Below are 25,894 nucleotides of genomic sequence, written 5' to 3' on the forward strand. Positions count from 1 at the left end.
TCAATGGACCTACCATCGATACGTTGTTAACTATCGTCCCGCGCGAGGATGTATTCCTCGAGCAGCTTCTTCTCTTCTCCAGAAAGCGAGCGGCTTTCCAGAAGATCGGCGCGTCGTTCATAGGTCCGACCAAGGGACTGCTGTAAACGCCAACGCCGGATGTGTGCGTGATTGCCACTTAGCAATACGTCGGGAACACGCTGATCCACATACACCTCCGGACGGGTGTAGTGCGGGCAATCCAGCAAACCATCCGTGAAGGAATCTTCCTCCGCGGAGTCCGCATGCCCTAAAGCTCCGGGCAGCAGTCGTGTAACCGCATCTATCAGGACCATCGCCGGCAGCTCGCCGCCAGACAGGACATAGTCCCCAATCGACCACTCTTCATCGACATGAGCTTCAATAAAACGCTCGTCAATGCCTTCATAGCGACCGGCAATCAGGATCAAACTTTCCTCATTCGCCAGTTCGCGTACCGCCGCCTGTTTCAGCTGACGGCCTTGAGGGGACAGGTAAATTACCTTCGCCTTCTCCCCGGCGGCTGCCTTGGCCTGAACCAACGCGTCTTCCAGGGGCTTGATCTTCATCACCATGCCCGGGCCACCGCCAAATGGGCGATCGTCCACAGTGTGATGTCGATCCGTCGTGTAGTCTCGCGGGTTCCAACAGGTGAGCTGCAACAGCCCCTGTTTCACCGCCCGACTGGTGATGCCGTACTCGCTGATGGCGGAAAACATCTCGGGAAACAAACTGATCACTTCAATGCGCAAATTAGCCACGCTTAGAAGTCCGCGTCCCATTCCACCTTCATCTCGCCCGCGGCCAGGTCGACGGCCAACACGCATTGCTCGGTATAGGGCAATAGGCGTTCGCGATCATCCAGGCTGCCAGCGCAAGGCTTGACCACCATTACATCATTGGCGCCGGTTTCCAGAAGATGATCGATTTTCCCCAGCAATTGCCCGAGTTGATCAATAACCTTCAGACCTTCCAGCTGGTACCAGTAGTACTCGCCGTCGGTCAATTCAGGGAACAGGTTGCGCGGCACGCAGATCTCATAACCGGCCAGAAGACGAGCTTCTTCACGATCATCAAGACCCTTGAGCTTTGCGACCAGGAACTTGTCGCTCCCGCGTCCAATGACCAGCTCGACCTGTTTCACACTCCCTTCGCGCTTGAGCGTCCAGGTTTTGTACTGCAACAGGTTTTCAGTCGGATCAGTAAAGGAATACACCTTCACTTCGCCGCGAACGCCATGAACAGAGTAAATCTTGCCGATAACGATCAAATCATCAGCAACAGCTGGCGTCGCGTTCATATTGCTCAGGCTGCGGCCTTAGCCGAGTCCTTCAACAGTTTTGCAACGCGCTCGGATGGCTGTGCGCCAACGCTCAGCCAGTAGGCTACGCGCTCTTGGTTCACGGACAGACGAACTTCTTGACCACGAGCAACAGGGTTGAAGAAACCAACCTGTTCCTTGTGCGAACCGTCACGCGGGTTGCGGCTGTCGGTTACGGTCAAGTGGTAAAACGGGCGCTTTTTGGAGCCGCCAAGGGCAAGACGGATTGTTAGCATGTGAACATCGTTCCTGTAGTCGGTGCTGCAAATCTAAATGCACAGCGGGCATAGGTGCCCGAAAGGCCGCATATTCTAAGGAATATCCGGACTTTTGCAAATGTCTTTTTCTGGCGCCTATCAGCGTGCCATTCAGATCTGCTATAGAGCCGTCGGTTAAAACGGCGAGTCAGCGCCCGCCAACGGCGGGTTTGCTGGAGATCCCACATCCTTGTGGGGCGGAGCGCAAGCAAGGCTTGCGCTCGAATACTTTACATTTTAGGCATGCCGCCGCCGGGCAACATACCGCCCATGCCGCGCATCATCTTGGCCATACCGCCCTTGGCGGAGAATTTCTTCATCATCTTCTGCATCTGCTTGTGCTGCTTGATCAAGCGACCGATGTCCTGCACCTGGGTGCCGGAACCCATGGCGATCCGGCGCTTGCGCGAACCGCTGATCAGCTCAGGGTCGCGGCGCTCGGCCGGGGTCATAGAGTTGATGATGGCTTCCATCTGCTTGAACTGTTTCTCTGCCGCGCCCTGGGCGTTGCCCATTTGCGCCAGGTTCACACCGCCGATGTTGGGCAGCTTGTCCATCAGGCCGCCGAGGCCGCCCATGTTCTTCATCTGTTGCAGCTGGTCGCGGAAGTCTTCGAGATCGAAGCCCTTGCCCTTCTTCAGCTTCTTGGCCAGTTTGTCGGCCTTGTCCTTGTCGAGCGTGGCTTCGGCCTGCTCGATCAGGCTGAGCACATCACCCATGCCGAGGATGCGCGAGGCGATACGCTCAGGGTGGAACGGCTCGAGCGCTTCGCTCTTCTCGCCCATACCGATGAACTTGATCGGCTTGCCAGTAATGGCACGTACCGACAGCGCGGCACCGCCACGGGCGTCGCCGTCGACCTTGGTGAGGATCACGCCGGTCAGCGGCAGTGCGTCACCAAAAGCCTTGGCGGTGTTGGCCGCATCCTGGCCAGTCATAGCGTCGACCACGAACAGGGTCTCGACCGGGTTGATCGCGGCATGCAGCGCCTTGATCTCGCCCATCATCTCTTCGTCGATGTGCAGGCGACCGGCGGTATCGACGATGACCACGTCGATGAACTTGAGCTTGGCTTCTTTAATAGCGGCGTTGGCGATGTCGACCGGCTTCTGGCTCAGGTCGGACGGGAAGAAGGTCACGCCCACTTCGCCCGCGAGCATTTCCAACTGCTTGATGGCCGCCGGACGGTACACGTCGGCCGATACCACCATCACGGATTTCTTCTTGCGCTCTTTGAGGAAGCGCGCCAGTTTGCCGGCGGTGGTGGTTTTACCCGCACCTTGCAGGCCCGCCATCAGCACGACGGCTGGCGGCACGGCACTGAGGTTCAGGTCTTCGTTGGCCGCGCCCATCAGGCTTTCGAGTTCGGCCTGGACGATCTTCACAAAGGCCTGGCCCGGGGTCAGGCTGCGGGACACTTCGGTGCCGACCGCACGCTCCTTGACCGAGTTGACGAAGTCCTTCACCACCGGCAAAGCCACGTCGGCTTCCAGCAACGCCATGCGCACTTCACGCAGGGTGTCTTTAATATTGTCCTCGGTCAGCTTGGCCTTGCCGGTAACGTGGCGCAGCGTCTGCGAGAGACGGTCAGTCAAGTTTTCAAACATGCGCGATCCTTTCAGGCCCTATTCATCGAAATGCAGGTAGACCGAGGTAATGGCGGCCCAGGCTGGGGGAAATCGCTATTAAAAACAGCGTTCGCCGAGCCTGCGGCGTGGGCAGGTCGCGGATTATAGCGAAGACTGCGCCCATGCACACCCGCTGTCTGGCCCGGGAGTCTTTCGTGCAACGCAGGTGTGTGCCAAACTCAACGCCTTTCGGGCTTGCCTACCAGGATTTATGCTCCCCTTGTCACCCAGTTTGCTACCCAGCCTCGCCGCCGCCATTTTGTATGCCGCTGCGACTCTCTATCAGGGCACTCGTCTGGCCCAAGGCACCAAAGCGGACAAACGTCTGCTCGTCGGCCTTGGCGTGCTGGCCCTGCTAGCCCATGCCGCCAGCCTGTTCACCCACCTGATGACCCCGGTCGGCCTGGGCCTGGACTTTTTCAGCGCCGCCAGCCTGATCGCCGCGGCCGTCATCGCGCTGACGCTGCTGGCCTGCTACCGGATTCCGGTGGAGAACCTGCTGGTGCTGCTATTCCCCCTGGGAATGCTCACGGTGCTGCTGGCGCAGTTCACCCCCACCGGCACCGTACAGGTGATCGACGAGGAGCCGGGCATCCTCGCCCACATCCTGCTGTCGATCCTCGCCTACGGCATGTTCACCATCGCGGTGTTCCAGGCCCTGCTCCTGCTGCTGCAGGATCACCAGCTCAAGCACAAGCACCCGTCCGGGCTGATCAAGAACTTCCCGCCGCTGCAAACCATGGAAAGCCTGCTGTTCGGGTTCCTGTGGGCCGGCTGGACCCTGCTGTCACTGTCGCTGATCTCCGGCTGGCTGTTCGTCGAAAACCTGTTTGCCCAGCACCTGGTCCATAAAACCTTGCTGGCGTGCCTGGCGTGGGTCGTGTTCAGCGTGCTGCTGTGGGGGCGCAACCGCCTCGGCTGGCGCGGGCACAAGGCCATCCGCTGGACCCTGGCCGGTTTCTGCCTGTTGATGCTGGCCTATTTCGGCAGCAAGCTGGTTCGCGAATACATCCTGCATATCTGACGGGCAGTGATCATGGACAACTTGCCCTTAGGGCCGATGCTCGCCGTAATTGCCCTGCTGATTTTGTGGGCGGCGCTGTTTACTGCCATAGAAGCTGCGCAACAACACCTGCTGGCCCTGCGCCCTGGCACCCGCCAGGGCGACAAGGCGGCCGCACGCCTGAGCTTCCCGCGCCATAGCCTGATCCTGTGTAACAGCCTGTGCCGCGCCGCCGTGGTGATTCTCTGCACCCTGCTGGCGATCTATGCCTGGGCAGAGAACGGGCCCTGGCTAGGCTGGCTGATTTCCTGCGCAGGGCTGCTGGTGCTGGCCGACTACCTGCCCCGCACCCTGGCTACCCGTCACCCCCAAGCAGTGCTGGGCTTTGGCAATACCTTGCTGGGCGTGCCGCTGAAAATCCTTTACCCGCTGGCCTGGCTGCTCAATGGCATCAGCCAGCTGTTATTGCGCCCGTTTGCGCGCAAAGCCGGCATGGTGAAAAACAGCGACGAGCCCCTGCCCGACCATGATGACGACCCAGAGCCCGACACCGACGCCGACCGCACTCCCGGCCTGCCCGGTATCCATGCCCTGGACAACATCACGGTCAACGACATCCTGGTGCCGCGCAGCGAAGTGGACGGCATCAACCTTGATGAGTCGATAGAAGACATCATCGAACAGTTGCGCACCTCACCGCGCACCCGCGTGCCCGTGTTCCACAGCGACATCAACCAGGTGCAGGCCGTGCTCAATACCCGGCAGGTCCAACACCTGCTGCCCGACGCCAGCCTGACCAAAGAGGCCCTGCTCGCCGCCTGCCACGAGCCTTACTTCGTGCCGGAAAGCACGCCGTTGCAGCTGCAACTGCTGAATTTCCACAAACAGCAGCGGCGCCTGGGCATGGTGGTGGACGAGTACGGTGAAGTGCTGGGCATTGTCACTCTGGAAGATATTCTGGAAGAGATCGTCGGCGAATTCGAAAGCGATCAGGCGGTGGATAACCCGCATATCGAAGCCCAGCCCGATGGTCGCTACATCATCGACGGCGCCGCCTCGATCCGCGAACTGAACAAAAGCCTGGGCTGGCACCTGCCCAGCGACGGCCCCAAGACCCTCAACGGCCTGGTGACCGAAGCGCTGGAAACCATTCCCGATTGCGCGGTATGCCTGAAAGTCGGCCGCTATCGCCTGGAAATCCTCGAGACCGAGGACAACCGGGTGAGCAAAGTATTGATCTGGCATACCAGCCACGTGCCAGTGGCCGCCTGACCTCAGCAGGCTCAACCCGGTCAATGTGGGAGCTGGCTTGCCTGCGATGCAGGCGACTCGGTCCTTCAGTTGAACCGAGGTGATGCTATCGCAGGCAAGCCAGCTCCCACATTGATCCAGTTCCAGGCCATAGATCCTCACCAGCCCCTTGTTGGATCCTTAGCCCCCTTCCTATAATCCCTGCGGCTTACCCAAGCCCCGCCAGACCGCGTGCTATCCGCACCCAGCGTGTCCTGGCACCGCCTTACCATGTCCGACCGGTGTTTGCTCCCATCCCGAGCCGCCCCGCGCACAACCCTGATCCATGGGTGTTCGACCAATAATAATCCGCGTCCAAACGCGCAATAACCGTCAGGGATAACGTCATGAGCACCACCTACCAAGAGGCTGCGAGCGCCGCACCTGCCAACTCGACCGCCCGCGTCGCCACCGCGAGCATCGTCGGCACCGCCATTGAGTTCTACGATTTCTACATCTACGCCACGGCTGCCGCCCTGGTGATCGGCCCGGTGTTCTTCCCACAGACCTCCGGCACCGCGCAGATGCTGGCATCGTTCCTGACCTTCGGTATCGCTTTTATCGCCCGCCCTCTGGGGTCGGCGTTGTTCGGTCACTTCGGTGACCGTATCGGCCGTAAATCAACCCTGGTGGCTTCACTGCTACTGATGGGTGTATGTACTACCTTGATCGGCTTGCTGCCGGGCTACGACAGCATCGGTGCCTGGGCACCGATCCTCTTGTGCGTATTGCGCTTCGGCCAGGGCCTGGGCCTTGGCGGAGAATGGGGCGGCGCGGCCTTGCTGGCGACCGAGAATGCTCCCAAGGGCAAGCGCGCCTGGTTCGGCATGTTCCCGCAACTGGGCCCGTCGATAGGCTTCCTGGCGGCCAACGGTTTGTTCCTGATTTTGGCCATGAGCCTGAATGACGAGCAATTTCGCAGCTGGGGCTGGCGCATTCCGTTCATCCTCAGCGCCGCACTGGTGATGGTGGGCCTGTACGCACGCCTCAAGTTGCATGAGACGCCGGTGTTCGCCAATGCAGTGGCCAAGGAAAAACCAGTGAAAGTGCCGCTGGTAGAACTGTTCAGCCAGCATTGGCTGCCGGTACTGCTGGGCGCCGCGTCGATGGTGGTGTGCTATGCGCTGTTCTATATCACCACCGCGTTTTCGTTGAGCTACGGCGTTTCCACCTTGGGCTACAGCCGTGAAACCTTCCTCGGCCTGCTGTGCTTTGCGGTGCTGTTCATGGGACTGGCAACGCCATTGGCCGCCTTGGCCAGTGATCGCTACGGGCGCAAGCCGGTGCTGATCGTCGGCGCGGTCCTGGCGATTCTGTCGGGCTTTACCATGGAGCCTCTGCTGACCCATGGCTCGACCTGGGCCGTGGCGCTGTTTCTGGCGTTGGAGCTGTTTTTGATGGGCGTGACCTTCGCACCGATGGGCGCGCTGCTGCCAGAACTGTTCCCGACCCGCGTGCGTTATACCGGTGCATCGGCAGCGTATAACCTGGGTGGGATCGTGGGGGCCTCGGCGGCGCCGTTCTTCGCGACCAAGCTGGTGGCGATGGGTGGTTTGAGTTATGTCGGGGGATATGTATCGGCAGCAGCGTTGCTGAGTTTGATTGCGGTGCTGTGCCTGAAAGAGACGCGGGATAACGACTTGAACAAGGTCGCCTGACCCCATGCTCGTTCCCACGCTCTGCGTGGGAATGCAGTTAGGGACGCTCTGCGTCCCCAAGCGCGACGCAGCGCGTCACAAGAGGCATTCCCACGCAAAGCGTGGGAACGAGCGTGGCGGCTTAGAGCTCTACAACAACTGCTTGGGAAGCACGTGTCGCCTTGGCACGAGCCGCTTCAATCGACTCGTCCCGCGCCAGCGCCACGCCCATACGGCGCTGGCCATTCACTTCAGGCTTGCCAAACAGACGCAACGCCGTATCCGGCTCGCTCAACGCAGCGCCGAGGTTGGCAAACGCCGTCTGGGTCGACTGCCCTTCCACCAGGATCACCGCCGACGCCGAAGGCCCGAATTGACGGATCAACGGGATCGGCAGGCCGAGGATGGCGCGTGCGTGCAAGGCAAACTGCGACAGGTCTTGGGAAATCAGGGTCACCAGGCCGGTGTCATGGGGGCGCGGCGACACTTCGCTGAACCACACCTGATCGCCCTTGATGAACAATTCCACGCCAAACAAGCCACGGCCGCCCAAGGCTTCGGTCACGGCTTTGGCAACGCGCTCGGACTCTGCCAGGGCAATCGGGCTCATGGCCTGCGGCTGCCAGGACTCCTGATAGTCGCCCTTCTCCTGGCGATGGCCCACCGGCGCGCAGAAAGTGGTACCGCCGATGTGGCGCACGGTCAGCAGGGTGATTTCGTAGTCGAAGTCGATAAAGCCTTCGATGATCACCCGGCCCTTACCGGCACGCCCGCCCTCTTGGGCGTAGTCCCAGGCTTTCTGCACGTCGTCGGCGCTGCGCAACAGGCTCTGGCCCTTGCCCGACGAACTCATCACCGGCTTGACCACGCACGGAAAGCCCAGGTCCTGGACGGCCTTGCTGTAATCTTCGAAGGTATCGGCGAAGTGGTACGGCGAGGTCGGCAGGTCCAGCTCTTCGGCGGCCAGGCGACGGATGCCTTCACGGTTCATGGTCAGCGACGTGGCGCGGGCGGTGGGGATCACGGTGAAACCTTCGGCCTCCAGCTCAACCAGGGTCGCGGTGGCGATGGCTTCGATTTCCGGCACGATGAAATGCGGCTTCTCCGCCTCGATCACCGCACGCAATGCGGCGCCGTCGAGCATGTTGATCACATGGCTACGGTGCGCCACCTGCATGGCCGGCGCGTTGGCGTAGCGATCCACGGCAATCACTTCAACGCCCAGGCGCTGCAGTTCGATTACCACTTCCTTGCCCAGCTCACCGCAGCCACACAGCAAAACGCGGGTCGCGGTTGGCGACAATGGAGTTCCGATTCGGGTCATCTCAGGTCCTCAGGGGAGCGGATCATGGGGGAGAAAGGCCGGCATTTTACATGAACTGTAAAAATTGGCCTCAGTTGGCGACAGCCCGCCGGCGGATACGCCAGGCCATGATCAGCCAGACCACGGTGACACCGGCGAACTTGGACACCAACGCCGTGCCCGCCACCGCCGGCGTCAATGCGCCGATCAGGCCGAAAAAGATAAAGGTATCGAGGGGAATGCTCAGCGCCGAACTTATCCACAGGCGGTCATGCAGCGGGCGTTTGGTGATACTGAACACCAGCCAGTCGATGCACTCGGACACGGCGAACGCCGTAGCGCTGGCCAGGGCGATGGAGGGGTCGGAGGTGATATAGGAGAGCACCAGCGCCGCGAGCATGGCGATGATTGCGCCATGGCCGAAGCGGGTTTGCACCATGTCGCGCAGGATAAATACCAGACCACCCCAGGCGGACCAGATGACGTCCAGGTGTGGGGCGGTGGAGAAGGCGAAGTTGATCAGCACGACGCTGCTGATATAGGCGATCAGGAAAAACATGGAGGATGGACCTGTGGGCAATGCCGCACAGGGTACACAATTACAAGGATGTCGTCTGGCAGGGCCTCATCGCAGGCAAGCCAGCTCCCACATTTGAAGGTATTCACACATCAAGGGTGGGAGCTGGCTTGCCTGCGATGGCGGCCTGTCAGGCGCCAGATTTCCCAGGGGTCATCCACACCATCCCACTCGCCACCGCCCGCTCATGGCACAACCCCAGCACCAGCCGGCGCTCGGCGTTGTCCATGCGGCTCCAGCGCGTAATCTCATCCACATTGCGCTGACAGCCGGTGCATATATCGTCGTCGTCCAGCGCGCAAATACTCACGCACGGCGAGGCAACAGGCCGTTCAACCGTACTCATTCTTCCTGCTCAACCAGATCCCGCGCGTAACGCTGCGAGTTATGCACATAGTGCGCGGCGCTGGCTTCGAGCATGCGCTTTTGCGCCTCGGTCAGCTCACGCACCACTTTGCCTGGCGAGCCCATGACAAGCGAGCCGTCAGGAATTTCCTTGCCCTCACCGATCAGCGAGTTGGCGCCGATGATGCAGTGCTTGCCGATCTTGGCGCCATTGAGGATCACTGCGTTGATACCGATCAGGCTGTAGTCGTCAACGGTACAGCCGTGCAGCATGGCGTTATGGCCAATGGTCACGCCGGTGCCGAGGGTCAGCGGGTAGCCCATGTCGGTGTGCATCACGCTGCCGTCCTGGACGTTGCTGTTCTTGCCGATCAGGATCAGCTCGTTATCGCCACGCAACACCGCGTTGAACCAGACGTTGGCGCCCTCCTCCAGCTTGACCTTGCCCACCAGCGTGGCATTCGGTGCAACCCAACTGTCGGGATGGGTCTCGACGCGGGCGTCGCCCAGGCGGTATTTCATGGTTTTTCCTCACGGCATGCCATTTGAACGATGGCTTATAGATTGATGAAGCTCTTGGGCGGCTGGTGCAGGCTGATTTTGGCATCGTCATAGAGCAGGTTGATCAGCTCGACGATCATGATCGCTGTCAGCCCCCAGATTTTGTATTCGCCGAACCTGTAGCTTGGCACGTACCAACTACGGCCCTGGTAATCAATGCGGTGGGTATGTTCGCGTGGGTCCTGTCGGAAAAAATCCAAAGGCACGCTGAAAACGGCGGCAATCTCGGCGTCGTTGGCCAGGTATTCGACGTAATCGGGGATCACACCTACATAGGGCGTTACGCGGATGCCGTGCAGGGAAATCAGCGGGCTCAACGGGCCTATGACCTCAACCAGCCCCGGCGGCAGGCCGATTTCTTCTTCGGCTTCGCGCAAGGCGGTAAAGATCAGGTCCGGGTCTTCGGGGTCGCGGCGCCCGCCGGGAAAGGCCACTTCGCCACCGTGGGTCGACAGGCCGCTGGCGCGCAGGGTCAGGATCAGCTCGGGTTCGTCACTGCGGGTAATCGGCACCAGCACCGCAGCCTCGGGGAAACGCCCGTCGGTTTCCAGGGTGTGGGGGATGTGGTTGCTTACCCGGCGAAGTAGCTCGTCCAGCATGAGTCATCTCGGTCTGTTGGCTACCTTGCATCATGCACCAAAGCTTGCGAGCGCCCAACCCCAAAACCGCAGCGCTGTCGCGAAACGACAACTTGCAGGAACGCCCGGCACCGAGCCAAGATGTGCCCATTGTCCAGGAACCCCAGCATGAATTTCTGCAGCCAGTGCGGCAAACCGGTGACCCAACGCATTCCCGAAGGCGACGCACGCCTGCGCTATGTATGCGACCACTGCTCGACCATTCATTACCAGAACCCCAATATTGTCGCCGGTACCGTGCCGGTGTGGGGCGACCAAGTGCTGTTGTGCCGCCGCGCCATCGAGCCACGCCTGGGTTACTGGACCCTGCCCGCAGGCTTTATGGAAAACGGCGAAACCGTCGAGCAGGCGGCCATGCGTGAAACCCTGGAAGAAGCCTGCGCCCGGGTGCGCAACCTGAGCCTCTATACCCTGATCAATGTGCCGCACATCAGCCAGGTGCATATCTTCTACCGCGCCGAACTGATCGACCTGGACTTTGCCGCTGGCCAGGAAAGCCTGGAAGTGAGGTTGTTCGACGAAGCCGATATCCCTTGGTCCGAGCTGGCTTTCCGCACGGTCGGGCGTACCTTAGAATGCTTCTTCGCTGACCGTCGCCAACAGGCATACCCGGTACGTAGCGAATCTGTGCCACCGCTGTCCAAGCCCGCCCAATAACAAGCCGGCCAATGTCGCCAAAGGGATACCGTTTCAATGCGTTGGTTGCTTGCTCTGATCTGCCTGTCGTTCGCCACGCTGTCCCCAGCCTCCACGGTGCAAACCCTTGGCGGTAAAACGGTCGAGAAAGTCCTGGTGCTCAAGTCCGCCCACCAGCTGCAGCTGATCAACGACGGCAAGCCGTTCAAGACCTATCGCATCTCCCTGGGCAAGAACCCCAAGGGCCACAAGCTGATCGAAGGTGACCGCCGCACGCCCGAAGGCCTCTACTGGATCGACTGGCGCAAGACCAGCGACCGCTTCAACCTGGCCATGCACATTTCCTACCCGAACATCAGCGACGCCGCCCGCGCCCGCCGCGAAGGCGTAAAGCCGGGCAGCATGATCATGATCCACGGCACCCCCGACACCGAAGACTACCCGGAACAGTGGTTCCACACCCTGGACTGGACCGACGGCTGCATCGGCATGCGCAATGTGGATATGCGCGAAGTGTGGAACCTGGTCAAAGACGGCACCCTCATCGAGATTCGGCCGTAATCGCGTGCCGTTCGTAAAATAATTCGAAAATAATTCCTGCCCCAGGCAGCGCCTGCCGGTGAATACCAGTTCACCGCGCGGGACCCTGCACTTGTGCGCGCCACAAAGACCTCTCTAATACCACTTGATACCAAGCCCCATAAAATCGCCCTGAAACCGGGATTTTCACCGTTTTGGCAGCATTGACATGGTATTTAAGTGGTATTAGTTTTCGGCCATTACCGGGCGACAACATTCCAATAACGCATCGGAAACCTGACAGATGAATCCCATCCTGGCCCTGCGCCCCGACGACAAGCAATCCACGCCGCTGTACCTGCAACTGGCCCGCAGCCTTGAAGCAGCGATCCATGCCGGCCAGTGGAAATCCGAACAGGCCCTGCCTTCGGAACGCGCCCTCAGCGAGCAATTGAGCATCTCGCGGGTCACCGCCCGTAAAGCGCTGGAAGTGTTGCTGGCTCAAGGGCTGATCCGTCGCAGCCAAGGCTCCGGCACTTTCATCACGCCGCGCCTGGAACAACCCTTGTCGCGCCTGTCGGGGTTCAGCGAGATGCTGCGGCTCAAGGGGTTTGTGCCGACGTCTCAGTGGCTGGAGCGCGACATCACCCCGCCGACCCATGAAGAACTGATCCGCATGGGCCTGTCGCCCACCGACAAAGTGGCGCGCCTCAAGCGCCTGCGCAAAGCCGACGACACGGTGATGGCGATTGAAATGACCGCCATGCCGGCCTCGGTGCTGCCCCATCCCCAGGCCATCGGCAATTCGTTGTACGAATACTTGGAAAGCATCGGCAAGCCCATCGTGCGCGCCTTGCAGCATATCCAGGCGATCAATGCCTCGGATGAGTTCGCCGCGCTGGTCGGCATCGCCCCCGGCACCGCCATGCTGCTGATGACCCGCGTGGGCTACACCGCCGACAACACGCCGATTGAGATCACCGACACCTACTGCCGCAACGACTACTACGACTTTGTCGCAGAGCTGCGCCGCCATGACTACTCCGCCTGAATGCGAACTTAGAGAACTGCCCATGACTGAAGACAATATCCTCACGCCCAGCGGCTGGATGCGTGGTCGCTTGGTGCATGAGCACGGCAAGGTTGTCGCCATTGACGGCACGCCGTGCGACCCGGCCGACAACGACCTGCCCTACCTGTTGCCGGGCTTTATCGACCTGCATGTGCATGGCGGTGGCGGCGCCGACATCATGGAAGGTGCGAGCGCCTTCGAGACCATTACCCGTACCCACGTGCGTTTTGGCACCACCTCGCTGCTGGCCACCACCATGACGGCGCCGGTGGAAGAAATTTCCCGCGTGCTCGGTGAGCTCGGCACGTTCTGCGAACAGCGGCCAGCCGGCAGCGCCCGCGTACTCGGCGTGCACCTGGAAGGCCCCTACATCAATCCGGGAAAACTCGGCGCCCAACCCAACTTCGCCCACACCGCGTTGATGCAAGAAGTGGAAGCCTACCTGCGCCTGGCGCCAATCCGGGTGATCACCATCGCCCCGGAAATCGCCGGCCACGACGGCCTGATTCGCGCCCTCAGCCAACGCGGCGTGCGCATGCAGATCGGCCACACCCTGGGCAGCTATGAAGAAGGCGTTGCCGCCCTGGCCGCTGGCGCCACCAGTTTCACCCATTTGTACAACGCCATGAGCCCGCTGCATCACCGCGAACCCGGCATCGTCGGCGCCGCGCTGGCCCACGCCCAGTACGCCGAGCTGATCCCGGACTTGCTGCACGTGCACCCCGGCGCCATGCGCGTAGCCCTGCGCTCGATCCCGTGCCTGTATTGCGTCACCGACTCCACCGCCGCCGCCGGCATGCCCGACGGAGAGTACAAGCTGGGCAGCCACACCGTGACCAAATGCCTGGGCGGCGTGCGCCTGGCCGACGGCACCCTGGCCGGCAGCACGCTGACCATGGATCAGGCGCTGCGCAACCTGGTGAAAATCGGCCTGCCCATCAGTGAAGCCTCGCAACGCCTGTCGCAATTTCCTGCGGACTACCTGGGCCTGGAAGAACGCGGCCGCCTGCAACCGGGCAGCTTTGCCGACTGCGTGCGCCTGGACCGCTCCCTGACACTCACCGACGTAATGGTCGAAGGAGACACCATTGACTTCAAAAATGCTTGAAGAGGCCCTGGCCTCCTGCGACGCCGTCGCGGCCCAACTGCAGCGCCTGGACCCGATGCTGGAAGAAGTCGCCGGCCGCCTGCGCCGCCAGCCGCCGCAAGTGGCGATGACCATCGCCCGCGGCAGCTCCGACCACGCCGCCAGTTACTTCGCCTACCTGGCCATGCAACACGTGGGCATTCCGGTGGCGTCGCTGCCGATGTCGGTGGTGACCCTGTTGCAGGCGCCGATGAAAGTCAGCGGCCAGGTAGCGTTTGGTTTCTCCCAATCGGGGCAGAGCCCGGACCTGGTCAACAGTCTGCGCTTGTTGCGCAAGCGTGGTGCCTTGAGCATCTCCCTGGTCAATGCCGAAGACTCACCGCTGGAAGCCGCCTGCGAGTTCCACGTGCCGCTGTGCGCCGGGCCGGAACTCAGCGTGGCCGCCACCAAGAGCTTTATCGCCACCCTCAGCGCCAGTGCACAGTTGATCGGCCACTGGAATCAAGAAGCCGACTTGCTGCAAGCCTGTCAGGCCTTGCCCGAGGGCCTGCGTGACGCCGCCAGACAGGATTGGCGCCTGGCCGTCGACGCCCTCAAAGGCAGCCAGCGCTTGATGGTGATCGGCCGTGGCGCCGGGTTTGCCATCGCCCAGGAAGCCGCGCTCAAGCTCAAGGAAACCTCGGCGATCCAGGCCGAAGCCTTCAGCAGCGCCGAAGTGCGCCACGGGCCGATGGCCTTGATCGACGAGAACTACCCCCTACTGGTGTTCGCCCCCCGCGGCGCCGAGCAGGCCGGCCTGCTGAGCCTGGCCGCCGATATGCGCCAACGCGGTGCTCGCGTGTTGCTGGCTGCGCCGGACGATATCGCCGAACGCGACCTGACGCTGAGCCGCGCCGAACACCCGAGCCTGGACCCGATCCTGGCTATCCAGAGCTTCTACGTGATGGCCGCAGGCCTTGCTGAGGCACGGGGCATGGACCCGGACCAGCCGCGCCACCTGAGCAAAGTCACCCGCACGCACTAAAGCGGCGTTTTCCTGATGAGTACCGTGCCCATGCCCAACAACAATAATCCATTGACCCTTAGCGCCCCCTTGAGTGGGCCGGTGCTGGCCCTGAACCGCGTCCCCGACGAAGTGTTCGCCAGCGGCGCCATGGGCGACGGTATCGCTATCGACCCGTTGAACGATTGCCTGCAGGCGCCCTGTGACGGCGTGATCATCCACGTCGCGCGCACCGGGCACGCCCTGACCATCCGCGCTGATAACGGTGCCGAAGTACTGATGCATGTGGGCATCGACACCGTGGAGCTCAATGGCGAAGGCTTTGCCTTGCTGGTGAAGGACGGCGCACGGGTGAGCGAGGGTCAGCCGTTAGTGCAGTTTGATCTGGACCGCATCGCACGCCAGTGCAAGAGCCTGGTGAGCCTGATCATCCTGACCAACAGTGAGCGCTTTGAGCTGACGCCCGTGGCGCTGAAGGCGGTCAAGGTCGGTGAGCCGTTGTTGCAGATTGCTGCGCGCACCACCGCCACCGCCCAAGCAGCTGTGGATAACTCCAGCTTCGAGGCCAGCGCCAGCGTACGCATTACCCATCGAGGCGGTTTGCATGCACGCCCTGCCGCCCTGATCCGCAAGACCGCCCAGGGTTTCAGCAGCCAGTCGCACCTGCACTTCGCTGATAAATCGGCGTCGTGCGACAGCCTGATTGGCTTGATGGGCCTGGGCATCGGCGAAGGCGACGAAGTGCGGGTGAGTTGCCGTGGCCAAGACGCAGAGGCGGCGTTGCAAGGGCTGGTCGCGGCGCTATCCGTGGCGGTCAGCGAAGCCCATCACGCCCCGGTAGCCACTGCTGCGCCACGTCGCGCCAGTGTGGAAGCTGATGTGCTGCAAGGCGTGTGTGCAGCGCCCGGCCTGGTGTGCGGGCCACTGTTCCGCCTGACCGGCATCGAGCTGCCCGAAGACACCGGTAACCATAGCGCCGACGAACAACAGCAGCGCCTCGACACGGCACTGGAGCAGGTGCGTGACGAAATCCGCAGCACCCTCGAGCATGCCCGCCAACGCAAGAATGTCGAGGAAGAAGACATCTTCGCCGCTCACCTTGCACTGCTCGAAGACCCGGCGCTGCTGGAAGCGGCCACCGACGCCATCGCCCACGGCAGCGCTGCCACCCACGCCTGGCGTGATGCGATCCAGGCCCAGTGCGCCGTGCTGTTGGCGTTGGGCAAGCCGTTGTTTGCCGAGCGCGCCAACGATCTTCGCGACCTGCAACAACGCGTATTGCGGGCCTTGCTGGGTGAGGCCTGGCACTTTGAGTTACCCGCCGGATCGATTGTCAGCGCCCATGAACTGACCCCGTCAGACTTGCTGCAACTGAGTGAACAGCAGGCCGCCGGTATCTGCATGGCCGAAGGCGGCGCCACCTCCCACGTCGCGATACTTGCTCGGGGGAAAGGCTTACCCTGCGTGGTCGCCCTCGGTGCCGAGGTATTGGATGTGCCTCAGGGCCAGCGCGTGGTGCTGGACGCCATCAATGGCCGCCTGGAACTGGCCCCTACCGATGCGCGCCATGCTGAAGTACACCAGATTCGCGACGCGCAAAAACTGCGTCGCCAGCAGCAACAGGCCCAGGCGCAACAACCGGCACGCACCAGCGACGGTGTGAGCATTGAAATCGCCGCCAATGTTGCTTCCAGCAGCGAGGCCCAAGTGGCGTTTGAAAACGGTGCCGATGGCGTCGGCCTCCTACGCACCGAATTCCTCTTCGTCGACCGCCGTACCGCGCCGGATGAGCAGGAACAGCGTCAGGCTTATCAGGCCGTATTGGATGCCATGGGCGACAAGTCGGTGATCATCCGCACCATCGACGTGGGCGGCGACAAGCAGCTCGACTATTTGCCGCTGCCGATCGAGGCCAACCCGGTGTTGGGCCTGCGCGGCATTCGCATGGCCCAAGTGCGTCCGGAATTGCTCGACCAGCAACTGCGTGCCCTGCTGCAAGTCTCGCCGCTGGCGCGTTGCCGCATCCTGTTGCCGATGGTCAGCGAGGTGGATGAACTGCTGCAGATTCGCCAGCGCCTGGATGAACTGTGCGCCGAGTTGGGTTTGAGCCAGCGCCCCGAACTGGGGGTGATGATCGAAGTGCCCGCCGCTGCGCTGATGGCTGAACAGCTGGCCGAACATGCGGACTTTTTGTCCATCGGCACCAATGACCTGTCCCAGTACACCCTGGCCATGGACCGCGACCACGCAGGCTTGGCCGCGCGCGTCGATGCGCTCCACCCGGCCTTGCTGCGACTGATCGCGCACACCTGCGCCGGTGCGGCGAAACACGGGCGTTGGGTCGGCGTGTGCGGTGCGTTGGCTTCTGACCCGCTGGCCACGCCGGTACTGGTCGGCCTGGGCGTCACCGAGCTGTCGGTGAGCCCGCCGCAGGTCGGAGAGATCAAGGACCGCGTTCGCCATCTGGACGCGGCGCAATGCCGGCAGCTGAGCCAGGAACTGCTCAACCTGAGCAGCGCCCAGGCCGTTCGCCAAGCCTGTCAACACCACTGGCCGCTGAGCTGAAAACAACAAGAATAGGGAGACACGCCATGTACCAACACTTTATCGAAGGCCTGCAACGCCTGGGCCGTGCACTGATGCTGCCGATCGCGATCCTGCCGATTGCCGGGCTCTTGCTGCGCCTGGGCGACACCGACTTGCTCAACATCGCGGTGATGCACGACGCCGGCCAGGCGATCTTCGCCAACCTGGCGCTGATCTTCGCCATCGGCATCGCCGTGGGTTTTGCCCGTGACAACAACGGCACTGCGGGCCTGGCCGGGGCGATTGGTTACCTGGTGATGGTCTCCACGCTCAAGGTGATGGACACCACCATCAACATGGGCATGCTCGCCGGTATCGCCAGCGGCTTGATGGCCGGTGGGCTGTACAACCGCTTCAAGGACATCAAGTTGCCGGAGTACCTGGCGTTCTTCGGTGGGCGGCGGTTTGTGCCGATTGTCACCGGGTTCAGCGCGGTGGGCCTGGGCGTGATTTTCGGCCTGATCTGGCCCCCGATCCAGCACGGCATCAACAGCTTCGGCGTGCTGTTGATGGAAAGCGGCAGCCTCGGTGCGTTCGTGTTTGGCGTGTTCAACCGCCTGCTGATCGTCACTGGCTTGCACCACATCCTCAACAATATGGCGTGGTTCGTGTTCGGCAGCTTCACCGACCCGGTAACCGGCGCGGTGGTCACGGGCGACCTGACCCGCTACTTTGCTGGCGACCCCAAAGGCGGCCAGTTCATGACCGGCATGTTCCCGGTGATGCTGTTCGGCTTGCCGGCTGCCTGCCTGGCGATGTACCGCAATGCGTTGCCTGAGCGGCGCAAAGTGATGGGCGGGATTTTCCTGTCGATGGCGCTGACCTCGTTCCTCACCGGGGTGACCGAGCCGATTGAATTTGCCTTCATGTTCCTGGCGCCCTTCCTGTACCTGATTCACGCGCTGCTCACCGGCCTGTCGATGGCGGTCACCGACCTGCTGAATATCCACCTGGGCTTTACCTTCTCCGGTGGGTTTATCGACATGGTGCTGGGCTGGGGCAAGTCCACCAATGGCTGGTTGGTGGTACCGGTAGGCCTGGCCTACTCGGTGATCTACTACACGGTGTTCAGCTACTGCATCCGCCGCTTCAACCTGAAGACGCCGGGCCGTGAAGACATCCAGGTGGTGCAGGCTGAAGCGATGAGCGATAACCAGCGTGCGACGGCTTATATCCAGGCGTTGGGTGGTGCGCAGAACCTGCTCAGTGTCGGCGCTTGCACTACGCGCCTGCGCTTGGACATGGTGGATCGCAACAAGGCGGTGGATGCAGAGTTGAAAGCGCTGGGTGCCATGGCTGTGGTTCGGCCGGGTAACGGCGGCAGTTTGCAGGTAGTGGTCGGGCCGATGGCCGATAGCATTGCTGATGAAATTCGCTTGGCGATGCCGGGGTTTGTTGCTGCAGCGCCTGTAGCGGTTGCACCTGTGGATAAGCCGGTGACGGTGAATGTGCAGGAGGCCGAGAAATGGCTGAGTGCGCTGGGTGGCCGAGAGAATGTGCGCCAGCTGGAAGCGGTGGCTATGACCCGGTTGCGGGTGGAGTTGGGGGATGATTCGAGATTGTCAGAAGCTCAGCTCACTGCGCTGGGTTGCCAGGGTGTGAGTCAACTTAAAAGCGGTGTTTGGCACTTGTTGATGGGTGACAAGGCGTCCGGGTTGGGTGAAGCGTTGGAGCGGTTGGTGACTCGCCCGATCAACGCCTGATTTCCCCTGTGGCGAGGGAGCTTGCTCCCGCTGGGCTGCGCAGCGGCCCCAAAAATCCTGGGAGCGCTTCGCACTCCAGCGGGAGCAAGCTCCCTCGCCACAGAGTGTGGTGTATTCAGTTACTGGTGGGTACTTCGTGTAGATCCAGTACTCGATCCACCATCAACTGAATGCCCTCCACTATCCGATGAATCCCCAGCACCGCATCACGGTGCGGGCCGTCGATTTCAAAAGCCAGATTACCCGCCAGTGCCTGTACGGATGCCAGGTCTTGGGAGGCATTAGCGAGCAGGGTTTCGGTGTTCAGACTGGGTAGTACGGTGAAGATCTGGTCGGACGGTGAATCACCAGCTTGGCGGGACTCGGCTTGAGATGAGATTGAACCAGTTAGCAAGTTGTCGCTGATCATCATTAAACTCCATATGGAATAGGCTCCTAGTGACTTTTCAGGCTTGCAGTCCCGGTCACTGAATTGGCAGCGACTCGAGAAGGTTAGTTGTGCGAGTTCCGACGGACAACCTGAAAGGCTTGTCGGAAAGTTCTGAGGCGCTTGCGCCGACGCCATCGCAGGCAAGCCAGCTCCCACATGGGATTGATGTACGGTCTGACAACGGGGTCAAATGTGGGAGCTGGCTTGCCTGCGATTGGCACTTAAAACCAACAAAAAACCCGCTGACCAAACTGGCCCAGCGGGTTTCTTGTTTACACAATCAACGAATCAAAAATCCGCCAACTGCCACACCTCATACGCCGGAGTCTCATACGGGTGACTGAGTTTCAAAGCAGCCACAGCGGCCACGATCAATTCATCTGCCACCACCAACTCAACCTTCCACTCTTCAACTAGTTCAACCTGGCCCACCTGCCCGATAAACGGCTGACTGCCGTCCAACGCGCGGAATTGGCCCTGGCCCAGCACTTGCCAGGCGCAGCTGTCGTAGTCGCCGATGCGCCCGCCGCCGGCTGCGAAGACGGCGGTTTTTACCGTCTCCACATGGCTGTCGGGCACGAAGAAGGCGAGCTTGTACACGGCCTTAGTTCACCCACACGCGAGCGTTGCGGAACATGCGCATCCAGGCGCCGTCTTCGTTCCACTCTTCCGGGCGCCACGAGTTTTGCACGGCGCGGAATACGCGTTCCGGGTGCGGCATCATGATGGTAACGCGACCGTCGCGACTGGTAAGGCCGGTGATCCCGCGTGGCGAGCCGTTCGGGTTGGCCGGGTAGCTTTCGGTGACCTTGCCGTGGTTGTCGACGAAACGCAGGGCTACGGTGCCGGACAGGTCGGCTTCGAGCAGCGCTTCTTCGCTGCTGAATTCGGCGTGGCCCTCACCGTGGGCGATGGCGATTGGCATGCGCGAACCGGCCATGCCCTGCAGGAAGATCGAGTTGGACTCCTGCACCTGCACCATGGCGACACGGGCTTCGAACTGCTCGGAACGATTACGCACAAAGTGCGGCCAGAACTCGCTGCCCGGGATCAGTTCGCTGAGGTTGGACATCATCTGGCAACCGTTGCACACACCCAGGGTGAAGCTGTCGTTGCGTTCGAAGAAGCCCTGGAACGCGTCGCGGGCACGGCTGTTGAACAGGGCCGACTTGGCCCAGCCTTCACCGGCACCCAGCACGTCGCCGTAGGAGAAACCACCGCAGGCTACGAGACCTTTGAACTCATTGAGGTCGACGCGACCGGCGAGGATGTCGCTCATGTGCACGTCGATCGCATTGAAGCCGGCGCGGTCGAACGCTGCTGCCATTTCCACCTGGCCGTTGACGCCCTGCTCACGCAGTACGGCAACCTGTGGGCGAATGCCCTTCTTGATGTAAGGCGCGGCGATGTCCTGGTTGACGTCGAAGCTGAGCATGGTGCTCAGGCCCGGGTTGTCTTCTTCCAGGATCACGTCGAATTCCTGCTCGGCGCAGTCGGCGTTGTCGCGCAGACGCTGGATCTGGTAGCTGGTCTCGGCCCACTGGCGTTGCAGCAAGCGGCGCTGACCGGTAAAGACCGTGTCGCCGTTGAAGGAGATATTGACTTCGCCGTTGTTGATCGGCTGGCCAATCACCGCCACGCACTCGGCCAGGCCAGCGGCGCTGAACTGCGCGAGCACGTCTGGGGTAGCGTCCTGACGCACCTGAATCACTGCACCCAACTCTTCGTTGAACAGGATGCCGTTGATTTCGGCAGCATCCTCGGCAACGCTGTCGAGCACGATGTTCAGGCCGCAGTGACCGGCGAAGGCCATTTCGACAACGCTGGTCAGCAAACCACCGTCGGAACGGTCGTGGTAAGCCAACAGGTGGCCGTCGGCGTTCAGGCCCTGGATCACGGCGAAGAAGGCTTTGAGGTCTTCGGCGTCATCGACGTCCGGGGCCTGCTTGCCCAGCTTGCCGTGGGTTTGCGCCAGGATCGAGGCGCCCATGCGGTTCTGGCCACGGCCCAGGTCGATCAGGATCAGGTCGGTGGTGCCCTTGTCCATGCGCAGTTGCGGGGTCAGGGTCTGGCGGATGTCAGTGACCGGCGCGAAACCGGTAACGATCAGCGACAGCGGCGAAGTCACGCTCTTGTCGGTGCCGTCTTCGTTCCAGCGGGTAGCCATGGACATGGAGTCCTTGCCCACCGGAATGGTGATACCCAGTTCCGGGCACAGCTCCATGCCGACGGCTTTGACCGTGTCGTACAGGCGCGCATCTTCACCCGGGTGGCCGGCAGCGGACATCCAGTTGGCCGACAGTTTGATGTCGGACAGCTTGCCGATACGCGAGGCCGCGATATTGGTGAGGGTTTCACCGATGGCCATGCGGCCCGACGCCGGAGCGTCCAGCAGGGCCAGCGGTGTGCGCTCGCCCATGGCCATGGCTTCACCGGTGTACACGTCGAAGCTGGTGGCGGTGACGGCAACGTCGGCCACCGGCACCTGCCATGGACCGACCATTTGGTCACGGGCAACCAGGCCGGTGATGGTGCGGTCGCCGATGGTGATCAAAAAGCTCTTGCTCGCCACGGCCGGGTGGTGCAGCACGCGTTCGATGCTGTTGGCCAAGTCCAGCGTGCTTGGGTCGAAATCATCGCCCAGCTCGCTTTCACGTACCGCCGAACGGTGCATGCGCGGGGCCTTGCCCAGCAGCACTTCCAATGGCATGTCCACCGGGCTGTTGCCGAAGTGGCTGTCGGTGACGGTCAGTTGCGGCTCGGCAGTGGCTTCGCCGACCACGGCAAACGGGCAACGCTCGCGTTCGCAGATGGCCTGGAAGCGTGCGAAGTCTTCAGGACCGACGGCCAGTACGTAGCGTTCCTGGGATTCGTTGCTCCAGATTTCGTGCGGGGCCATGCCCGGCTCGTCGTTTGGAATGTTGCGCAGTTCGAAACGGCCACCACGGTCGCCATCGTTGACCAGTTCCGGGAAGGCGTTGGACAAACCACCGGCGCCGACGTCGTGGATGAAGCTGATCGGGTTCTTGTCACCCAACTGCCAGCAACGGTCGATGACTTCCTGGCAGCGGCGCTCCATCTCAGGGTTTTCGCGCTGTACGGAAGCGAAGTCCAGGTCGGCCGAGCTGGTGCCGGTGGCCATGGAAGAGGCCGCACCGCCGCCCAGGCCGATCAGCATCGCCGGGCCGCCGAGCACGATCAGCTTGGAGCCGACCAGAATCTCGCCTTTCTTGACGTGTTCTTCACGGATGTTGCCCATACCGCCAGCCAACATGATCGGCTTGTGGTAGCCGCGCACTTCATCGCCACGCGGGGTGGTGATGGACTGCTCGAAGGTCCGGAAGTAACCGGTGAGCGCCGGGCGCCCGAATTCGTTGTTGAACGCGGCGCCGCCCAGCGGGCCTTCGATCATGATGTCCAGCGCGGTGACGATGCGCTCAGGCTTGCCGTACGGCACTTCCCACGGCTGTTCGAAGCCCGGGATCTGCAGGTTGGACACGGTGAAACCGGTGAGGCCCGCCTTGGGCTTGGCACCACGGCCGGTGGCGCCTTCGTCACGGATTTCGCCGCCCGAACCGGTGGCTGCGCCCGGGAACGGGGCAATCGCGGTCGGGTGGTTGTGGGTTTCAACCTTCATCAGGATGTGCACCGGCTCCTGCACCGCGCCGTACTGGCGGGTTTCCGGGTCCGGGAAGAAGCGACCGGCGACGGAGCCGACGATCACCGAGGCGTTGTCCTTATAAGCCGACAAAACGCCTTCGCTGTGCATCACGTAGGTGTTCTTGATCATGCCGAACAGGCTTTTTTCCTGGCTTTGGCCGTCGATGTCCCAACTGGCGTTGAAAATCTTGTGACGGCAGTGCTCGGAGTTGGCCTGGGCGAACATCATCAGTTCGATGTCGTGGGGGTTGCGCTTCAAGCCGGTGAAGGCGTTGACCAGATAGTCGATCTCGTCTTCGGCCAGGGCCAGGCCCAGCTCGGTGTTGGCCTTCTCGAGGGCGGCGCGGCCACCGCCCAGCACGTCAATCGCGGTGAGCGGCTTGGGTTCGGCGTGGCTGAACAGGCCGGCAGCCTGTTCCAGCTGGCTGACGATGATCTGGGTCATGCGGTCGTGCAGGCTGCTGGCGATCAGCTCGGCCTCGGCGTCGCTGAACTGCCCGGCGACGTAGAAGGCGATCCCACGCTCCAGGCGCTGGATTTTATCCAGGCCGCAGTTGCGGGCGATGTCGCTGGCCTTGCTCGACCAGGGCGAGATGGTGCCGAACCGTGGCAGAACCAGGAACAAGCGGCCAGTCGGCTCTTGAACGGGAACGCTTGGGCCGTACTTCAGAAGGCGTGCCAGCACTTGCTGTTCGTCGGCGGTCAAGACGCCGGTTACGTCGGCGAAGTGAGCAAATTCAGCGTACAGGCCTGTAACAGCTGGAACCTTCTGGCTCAGTTGCTCAAGGAGTTTGCTGTGGCGAAAGGCAGAAAGGGCAGGAGCGCCGCGCAGGATCAACATCTTCGGGACAGCCTCGGGAAGGGGTGTGCTTTGAGGCCGTGCATTCTAGCGTAAACCTTCGCCAACGGCACCCGAAACGCTACCGGTGGCCGCCGCCGAACGTCAGTTGGCACGCTTTGCCTGCGATCACGGCCTTATCCAGGGAATTGGGCGCAGTTATTTTAACCGTCACAATCGCTCGCCAAGCCCCGTTTCTGCGGGCTGCAGCACAGTTTTACGCTGGCTAGCAGACAAGCGCGCCGCTGTCGAGATATGGCGCCGTGAGCCGTTTGCGTATACTGCGCAGATGTTCTTCCCAACTGTTTCGCGCCTGCGATGCGCCAAATGGCTCATCGCCACCTTGCTCTTCCTGATGCTCAGTGCCTGTGTTGATAAACCCAGCACACTGGAGCGAATCAAGGAGGATGGCGTATTGCGCGTGGTCACTCGCAACAGTCCCGCTACGTATTTCCAGGATCGCAACGGTGAAACCGGCTTCGAATACGAACTGGTCAAGCGCTTTGCCGACGACCTGGGGGTGAAGCTGGAAATCGAGACGGCCGACAACCTCGACGACCTGTTCAGCCGGCTGGGCAAACCCAATGGCCCGGTACTCGCCGCCGCCGGCCTGGTGAGCAGCGACCAGCGCCAGCAGCAGGTGCGCTTCTCCCACCCGTACCTTGAAGTCACCCCGCAGATCATCTACCGCAACGGCCAATCGCGCCCGACCAACGCCGCCGACCTGGTGGGCAAGAAGATCATGGTGCTCAAGGGCAGCACCCACGCCGAGCAACTGGCGGCGCTGAAAAAACAGAACCCGGCGATTGAGTACGAAGAATCCGACGCGGTGGAAGTGGTGGATTTGCTGCGCATGGTCGACGAAGGGCAAATCGACCTGACCCTGGTGGACTCCAACGAAGTCGCCATGAATCAGGTGTACTTCCCCAACGTGCGCGTGGCCTTCGACCTCGGCAATGCCAGCAATCAAAGCTGGGCCGTGGCAGCAGGCGACGACAACAGCCTGCTAAACGAGATCAACAGTTACCTGGACAAGGTCGAGAAGAATGGCACCTTGCAACGCCTGAAGGACCGCTACTACGGGCACGTCGATGTCCTCGGCTATGTCGGCGCCTACACCTTTGCCCAGCACTTGCAACAACGCCTGCCCAAGTACGAGAAACACTTTCGCGCCTATGCCAAGGCCGAGAAAGTCGATTGGCGCTTACTGGCAGCCATTGGTTATCAGGAATCGCTGTGGCAACCCACGGTCACGTCCAAGACCGGCGTGCGCGGCCTGATGATGCTGACCCAGAACACCGCGCAAGCCATGGGCGTGTCCAACCGCCTGGACCCAAAGCAGAGCATCATGGGCGGCGCCAAATATTTGGCCAGGATCAAGGATGAGCTGGACGACAAGATCGCCGAACCCGACCGCACCTGGTTCGCCCTCGCCGCCTACAACGTAGGCACCGGCCACCTGGACGACGCGCGCCTCCTGGCGAAGAAAGAAGGCCTGAACCCGAACAAGTGGCTGGACGTGAAGAAGATGCTGCCACGCCTGTCGCAGAAGCAGTGGTACAGCAAGACCCGCTACGGCTACGCCCGCGGCGGCGAGCCGGTGCATTTTGTGGCGAACATCCGGCGTTACTACGACATCCTCACCTGGGTGACCCAGCCGCAGCTGGAGGGTAACCAGGTGGTGGAAGGCAACCTGCATGTGCCGGGCGTGGACAAGACCAAGCCTGCGCAAGACACCCCTCAACTCTGATCACGACAGCCCGCACACTGCAAATCCCTGTG

The 25,894-nt window shown here is 61.7% G+C and carries 23 protein-coding genes; 11 read left to right on the plus strand and 12 right to left on the minus strand.

The genetic code is table 11. The features are described 5' to 3' along the window. Positions 1 to 26: 26 nt before the first annotated feature. From trmD to ffh, 4 genes are all read right to left on the minus strand, one after another. Positions 27 to 800: a tRNA (guanosine(37)-N1)-methyltransferase TrmD gene (gene trmD / locus BT204_RS14130; RefSeq protein ID WP_153475158.1), complete on the minus strand. Its 774-nt coding sequence runs from the start codon at positions 798 to 800 to the stop codon at positions 27 to 29. Next, complete coding sequence (rimM, locus tag BT204_RS14135; protein WP_072447195.1) at positions 782 to 1,318, minus strand: ribosome maturation factor RimM; 537 nt, start codon at positions 1,316 to 1,318, stop codon at positions 782 to 784. Before rimM ends, trmD begins: the two co-directional genes overlap by 19 nt. Positions 1,319 to 1,323: 5 nt before the next feature. After that, a complete protein-coding gene (gene rpsP / locus BT204_RS14140; RefSeq protein ID WP_003175899.1) occupies positions 1,324 to 1,575 on the minus strand; it encodes a 30S ribosomal protein S16 in 252 nt (83 codons plus the stop codon). Between the two features lie 251 nt (positions 1,576 to 1,826). Next, positions 1,827 to 3,203: a signal recognition particle protein gene (gene ffh / locus BT204_RS14145; protein ID WP_003193965.1), complete on the minus strand. Its 1,377-nt coding sequence runs from the start codon at positions 3,201 to 3,203 to the stop codon at positions 1,827 to 1,829. 241 nt (positions 3,204 to 3,444) lie between these two features. Here ffh and ccsA point away from each other — a divergent pair, with 241 nt between their 5' ends. From ccsA to BT204_RS14160, 3 genes are all read left to right on the plus strand, one after another. Then, a complete protein-coding gene (ccsA, locus tag BT204_RS14150) occupies positions 3,445 to 4,248 on the plus strand; it encodes a cytochrome C assembly family protein (protein WP_169918754.1) in 804 nt (267 codons plus the stop codon). A 12-nt stretch (positions 4,249 to 4,260) separates the two neighbouring features. Then, positions 4,261 to 5,499: a transporter associated domain-containing protein gene (locus BT204_RS14155; RefSeq protein ID WP_072447197.1), complete on the plus strand. Its 1,239-nt coding sequence runs from the start codon at positions 4,261 to 4,263 to the stop codon at positions 5,497 to 5,499. A gap of 365 nt (positions 5,500 to 5,864) precedes the next feature. Then, positions 5,865 to 7,175 carry an MFS transporter gene (locus tag BT204_RS14160; protein ID WP_003193968.1) on the plus strand — a complete coding sequence of 437 codons (1,311 nt, stop codon included), beginning with the start codon at positions 5,865 to 5,867 and terminating at the stop codon, positions 7,173 to 7,175. Positions 7,176 to 7,296: 121 nt separating this feature from the next. Here the strand turns inward: BT204_RS14160 and purT are convergent, their stop codons facing one another. The 5 genes from purT to BT204_RS14185 all read right to left on the minus strand — a co-directional run bounded on the left by purT (position 7,297) and on the right by BT204_RS14185 (position 10,539). Beyond that, positions 7,297 to 8,478 (minus strand): formate-dependent phosphoribosylglycinamide formyltransferase, encoded by a 1,182-nt coding sequence (purT, locus tag BT204_RS14165; protein ID WP_054918313.1) that lies wholly within the window; start codon positions 8,476 to 8,478, stop codon positions 7,297 to 7,299. Between the two features lie 70 nt (positions 8,479 to 8,548). Next, positions 8,549 to 9,016 carry a preQ0 transporter gene (locus BT204_RS14170; protein WP_003193971.1) on the minus strand — a complete coding sequence of 156 codons (468 nt, stop codon included), beginning with the start codon at positions 9,014 to 9,016 and terminating at the stop codon, positions 8,549 to 8,551. Positions 9,017 to 9,164: 148 nt separating this feature from the next. Beyond that, positions 9,165 to 9,380 carry a DUF1289 domain-containing protein gene (locus tag BT204_RS14175; protein WP_072447199.1) on the minus strand — a complete coding sequence of 72 codons (216 nt, stop codon included), beginning with the start codon at positions 9,378 to 9,380 and terminating at the stop codon, positions 9,165 to 9,167. Then, the gene (locus BT204_RS14180) at positions 9,377 to 9,901 is read right to left on the minus strand and encodes a gamma carbonic anhydrase family protein (RefSeq protein ID WP_034115859.1); all 525 of its coding nucleotides are present in this window, start codon (positions 9,899 to 9,901) and stop codon (positions 9,377 to 9,379) included. The genes BT204_RS14175 and BT204_RS14180 overlap by 4 nt, the downstream gene beginning before the upstream one ends. Before the next feature lie 35 nt (positions 9,902 to 9,936). Beyond that, entirely contained in the window at positions 9,937 to 10,539 is a 603-nt protein-coding gene (locus BT204_RS14185; RefSeq protein WP_072447201.1) for a CoA pyrophosphatase, read from the minus strand. Between the two features lie 147 nt (positions 10,540 to 10,686). Here BT204_RS14185 and BT204_RS14190 point away from each other — a divergent pair, with 147 nt between their 5' ends. From BT204_RS14190 to nagE, 7 genes are all read left to right on the plus strand, one after another. Then, positions 10,687 to 11,235, plus strand: a complete 549-nt coding sequence (locus tag BT204_RS14190) for an NUDIX hydrolase (protein ID WP_057975073.1) — start codon at positions 10,687 to 10,689, stop codon at positions 11,233 to 11,235. 36 nt (positions 11,236 to 11,271) lie between these two features. Further along, on the plus strand, positions 11,272 to 11,775 hold the full coding sequence (locus tag BT204_RS14195; protein WP_014719790.1) for a L,D-transpeptidase family protein: 504 nt from the start codon (positions 11,272 to 11,274) through the stop codon (positions 11,773 to 11,775). A gap of 262 nt (positions 11,776 to 12,037) precedes the next feature. Next, entirely contained in the window at positions 12,038 to 12,784 is a 747-nt protein-coding gene (locus BT204_RS14200; protein WP_072447202.1) for a GntR family transcriptional regulator, read from the plus strand. A 22-nt stretch (positions 12,785 to 12,806) separates the two neighbouring features. Next, on the plus strand, positions 12,807 to 13,913 hold the full coding sequence (gene nagA / locus BT204_RS14205; RefSeq protein ID WP_054898909.1) for an N-acetylglucosamine-6-phosphate deacetylase: 1,107 nt from the start codon (positions 12,807 to 12,809) through the stop codon (positions 13,911 to 13,913). Next, a complete protein-coding gene (locus BT204_RS14210) occupies positions 13,894 to 14,916 on the plus strand; it encodes an SIS domain-containing protein (RefSeq protein WP_087149524.1) in 1,023 nt (340 codons plus the stop codon). The genes nagA and BT204_RS14210 overlap by 20 nt, the downstream gene beginning before the upstream one ends. 30 nt (positions 14,917 to 14,946) lie before the next feature. Then, positions 14,947 to 17,460: a phosphoenolpyruvate--protein phosphotransferase gene (gene ptsP, locus BT204_RS14215; RefSeq protein ID WP_072447205.1), complete on the plus strand. Its 2,514-nt coding sequence runs from the start codon at positions 14,947 to 14,949 to the stop codon at positions 17,458 to 17,460. 26 nt (positions 17,461 to 17,486) lie between these two features. Continuing rightward, entirely contained in the window at positions 17,487 to 19,184 is a 1,698-nt protein-coding gene (nagE, locus tag BT204_RS14220; RefSeq protein ID WP_072447207.1) for an N-acetylglucosamine-specific PTS transporter subunit IIBC, read from the plus strand. Between the two features lie 115 nt (positions 19,185 to 19,299). On the opposite strand, the gene BT204_RS14230 is transcribed toward nagE, so the two are convergent. The 3 genes from BT204_RS14230 to purL all read right to left on the minus strand — a co-directional run bounded on the left by BT204_RS14230 (position 19,300) and on the right by purL (position 24,115). Continuing rightward, complete coding sequence (locus BT204_RS14230; RefSeq protein ID WP_233453285.1) at positions 19,300 to 19,593, minus strand: DUF6124 family protein; 294 nt, start codon at positions 19,591 to 19,593, stop codon at positions 19,300 to 19,302. A 309-nt stretch (positions 19,594 to 19,902) separates the two neighbouring features. Then, positions 19,903 to 20,214 carry a YqfO family protein gene (locus tag BT204_RS14235; protein WP_034128003.1) on the minus strand — a complete coding sequence of 104 codons (312 nt, stop codon included), beginning with the start codon at positions 20,212 to 20,214 and terminating at the stop codon, positions 19,903 to 19,905. Between the two features lie 4 nt (positions 20,215 to 20,218). Further along, complete coding sequence (gene purL / locus BT204_RS14240; RefSeq protein ID WP_072447211.1) at positions 20,219 to 24,115, minus strand: phosphoribosylformylglycinamidine synthase; 3,897 nt, start codon at positions 24,113 to 24,115, stop codon at positions 20,219 to 20,221. Positions 24,116 to 24,401: 286 nt separating this feature from the next. Here purL and mltF point away from each other — a divergent pair, with 286 nt between their 5' ends. Continuing rightward, on the plus strand, positions 24,402 to 25,862 hold the full coding sequence (gene mltF, locus BT204_RS14245; protein WP_072447213.1) for a membrane-bound lytic murein transglycosylase MltF: 1,461 nt from the start codon (positions 24,402 to 24,404) through the stop codon (positions 25,860 to 25,862). Positions 25,863 to 25,894: the final 32 nt, after the last annotated feature.

The sequence above is a fragment of the Pseudomonas sp. NFPP02 genome, from assembly GCF_900119355.1.
GTDB classification, from domain to species: domain Bacteria; phylum Pseudomonadota; class Gammaproteobacteria; order Pseudomonadales; family Pseudomonadaceae; genus Aquipseudomonas; species Aquipseudomonas paracarnis.

Excerpts from the sequence above, each read along its gene's own strand:
- trmD (WP_153475158.1), bottom strand. The coding sequence starts at position 800 with ATGGGACGCGGACTTCTAAGCGTGGCTAATTTGCGCATTGAAGTGATC.
- rimM (WP_072447195.1), bottom strand. The coding sequence starts at position 1,318 with ATGAACGCGACGCCAGCTGTTGCTGATGATTTGATCGTTATCGGCAAG.
- rpsP (WP_003175899.1), bottom strand. The coding sequence starts at position 1,575 with ATGCTAACAATCCGTCTTGCCCTTGGCGGCTCCAAAAAGCGCCCGTTT.
- ffh (WP_003193965.1), bottom strand. The coding sequence starts at position 3,203 with ATGTTTGAAAACTTGACTGACCGTCTCTCGCAGACGCTGCGCCACGTT.
- BT204_RS14155 (WP_072447197.1), top strand. The coding sequence starts at position 4,261 with ATGGACAACTTGCCCTTAGGGCCGATGCTCGCCGTAATTGCCCTGCTG.
- BT204_RS14160 (WP_003193968.1), top strand. The coding sequence starts at position 5,865 with ATGAGCACCACCTACCAAGAGGCTGCGAGCGCCGCACCTGCCAACTCG.
- purT (WP_054918313.1), bottom strand. The coding sequence starts at position 8,478 with ATGACCCGAATCGGAACTCCATTGTCGCCAACCGCGACCCGCGTTTTG.
- BT204_RS14170 (WP_003193971.1), bottom strand. The coding sequence starts at position 9,016 with ATGTTTTTCCTGATCGCCTATATCAGCAGCGTCGTGCTGATCAACTTC.
- BT204_RS14175 (WP_072447199.1), bottom strand. The coding sequence starts at position 9,380 with ATGAGTACGGTTGAACGGCCTGTTGCCTCGCCGTGCGTGAGTATTTGC.
- BT204_RS14180 (WP_034115859.1), bottom strand. The coding sequence starts at position 9,901 with ATGAAATACCGCCTGGGCGACGCCCGCGTCGAGACCCATCCCGACAGT.
- BT204_RS14185 (WP_072447201.1), bottom strand. The coding sequence starts at position 10,539 with ATGCTGGACGAGCTACTTCGCCGGGTAAGCAACCACATCCCCCACACC.
- BT204_RS14190 (WP_057975073.1), top strand. The coding sequence starts at position 10,687 with ATGAATTTCTGCAGCCAGTGCGGCAAACCGGTGACCCAACGCATTCCC.
- BT204_RS14195 (WP_014719790.1), top strand. The coding sequence starts at position 11,272 with ATGCGTTGGTTGCTTGCTCTGATCTGCCTGTCGTTCGCCACGCTGTCC.
- BT204_RS14200 (WP_072447202.1), top strand. The coding sequence starts at position 12,038 with ATGAATCCCATCCTGGCCCTGCGCCCCGACGACAAGCAATCCACGCCG.
- nagA (WP_054898909.1), top strand. The coding sequence starts at position 12,807 with ATGACTGAAGACAATATCCTCACGCCCAGCGGCTGGATGCGTGGTCGC.
- ptsP (WP_072447205.1), top strand. The coding sequence starts at position 14,947 with ATGCCCAACAACAATAATCCATTGACCCTTAGCGCCCCCTTGAGTGGG.
- nagE (WP_072447207.1), top strand. The coding sequence starts at position 17,487 with ATGTACCAACACTTTATCGAAGGCCTGCAACGCCTGGGCCGTGCACTG.
- BT204_RS14230 (WP_233453285.1), bottom strand. The coding sequence starts at position 19,593 with ATGATCAGCGACAACTTGCTAACTGGTTCAATCTCATCTCAAGCCGAG.
- purL (WP_072447211.1), bottom strand. The coding sequence starts at position 24,115 with ATGTTGATCCTGCGCGGCGCTCCTGCCCTTTCTGCCTTTCGCCACAGC.
- mltF (WP_072447213.1), top strand. The coding sequence starts at position 24,402 with ATGTTCTTCCCAACTGTTTCGCGCCTGCGATGCGCCAAATGGCTCATC.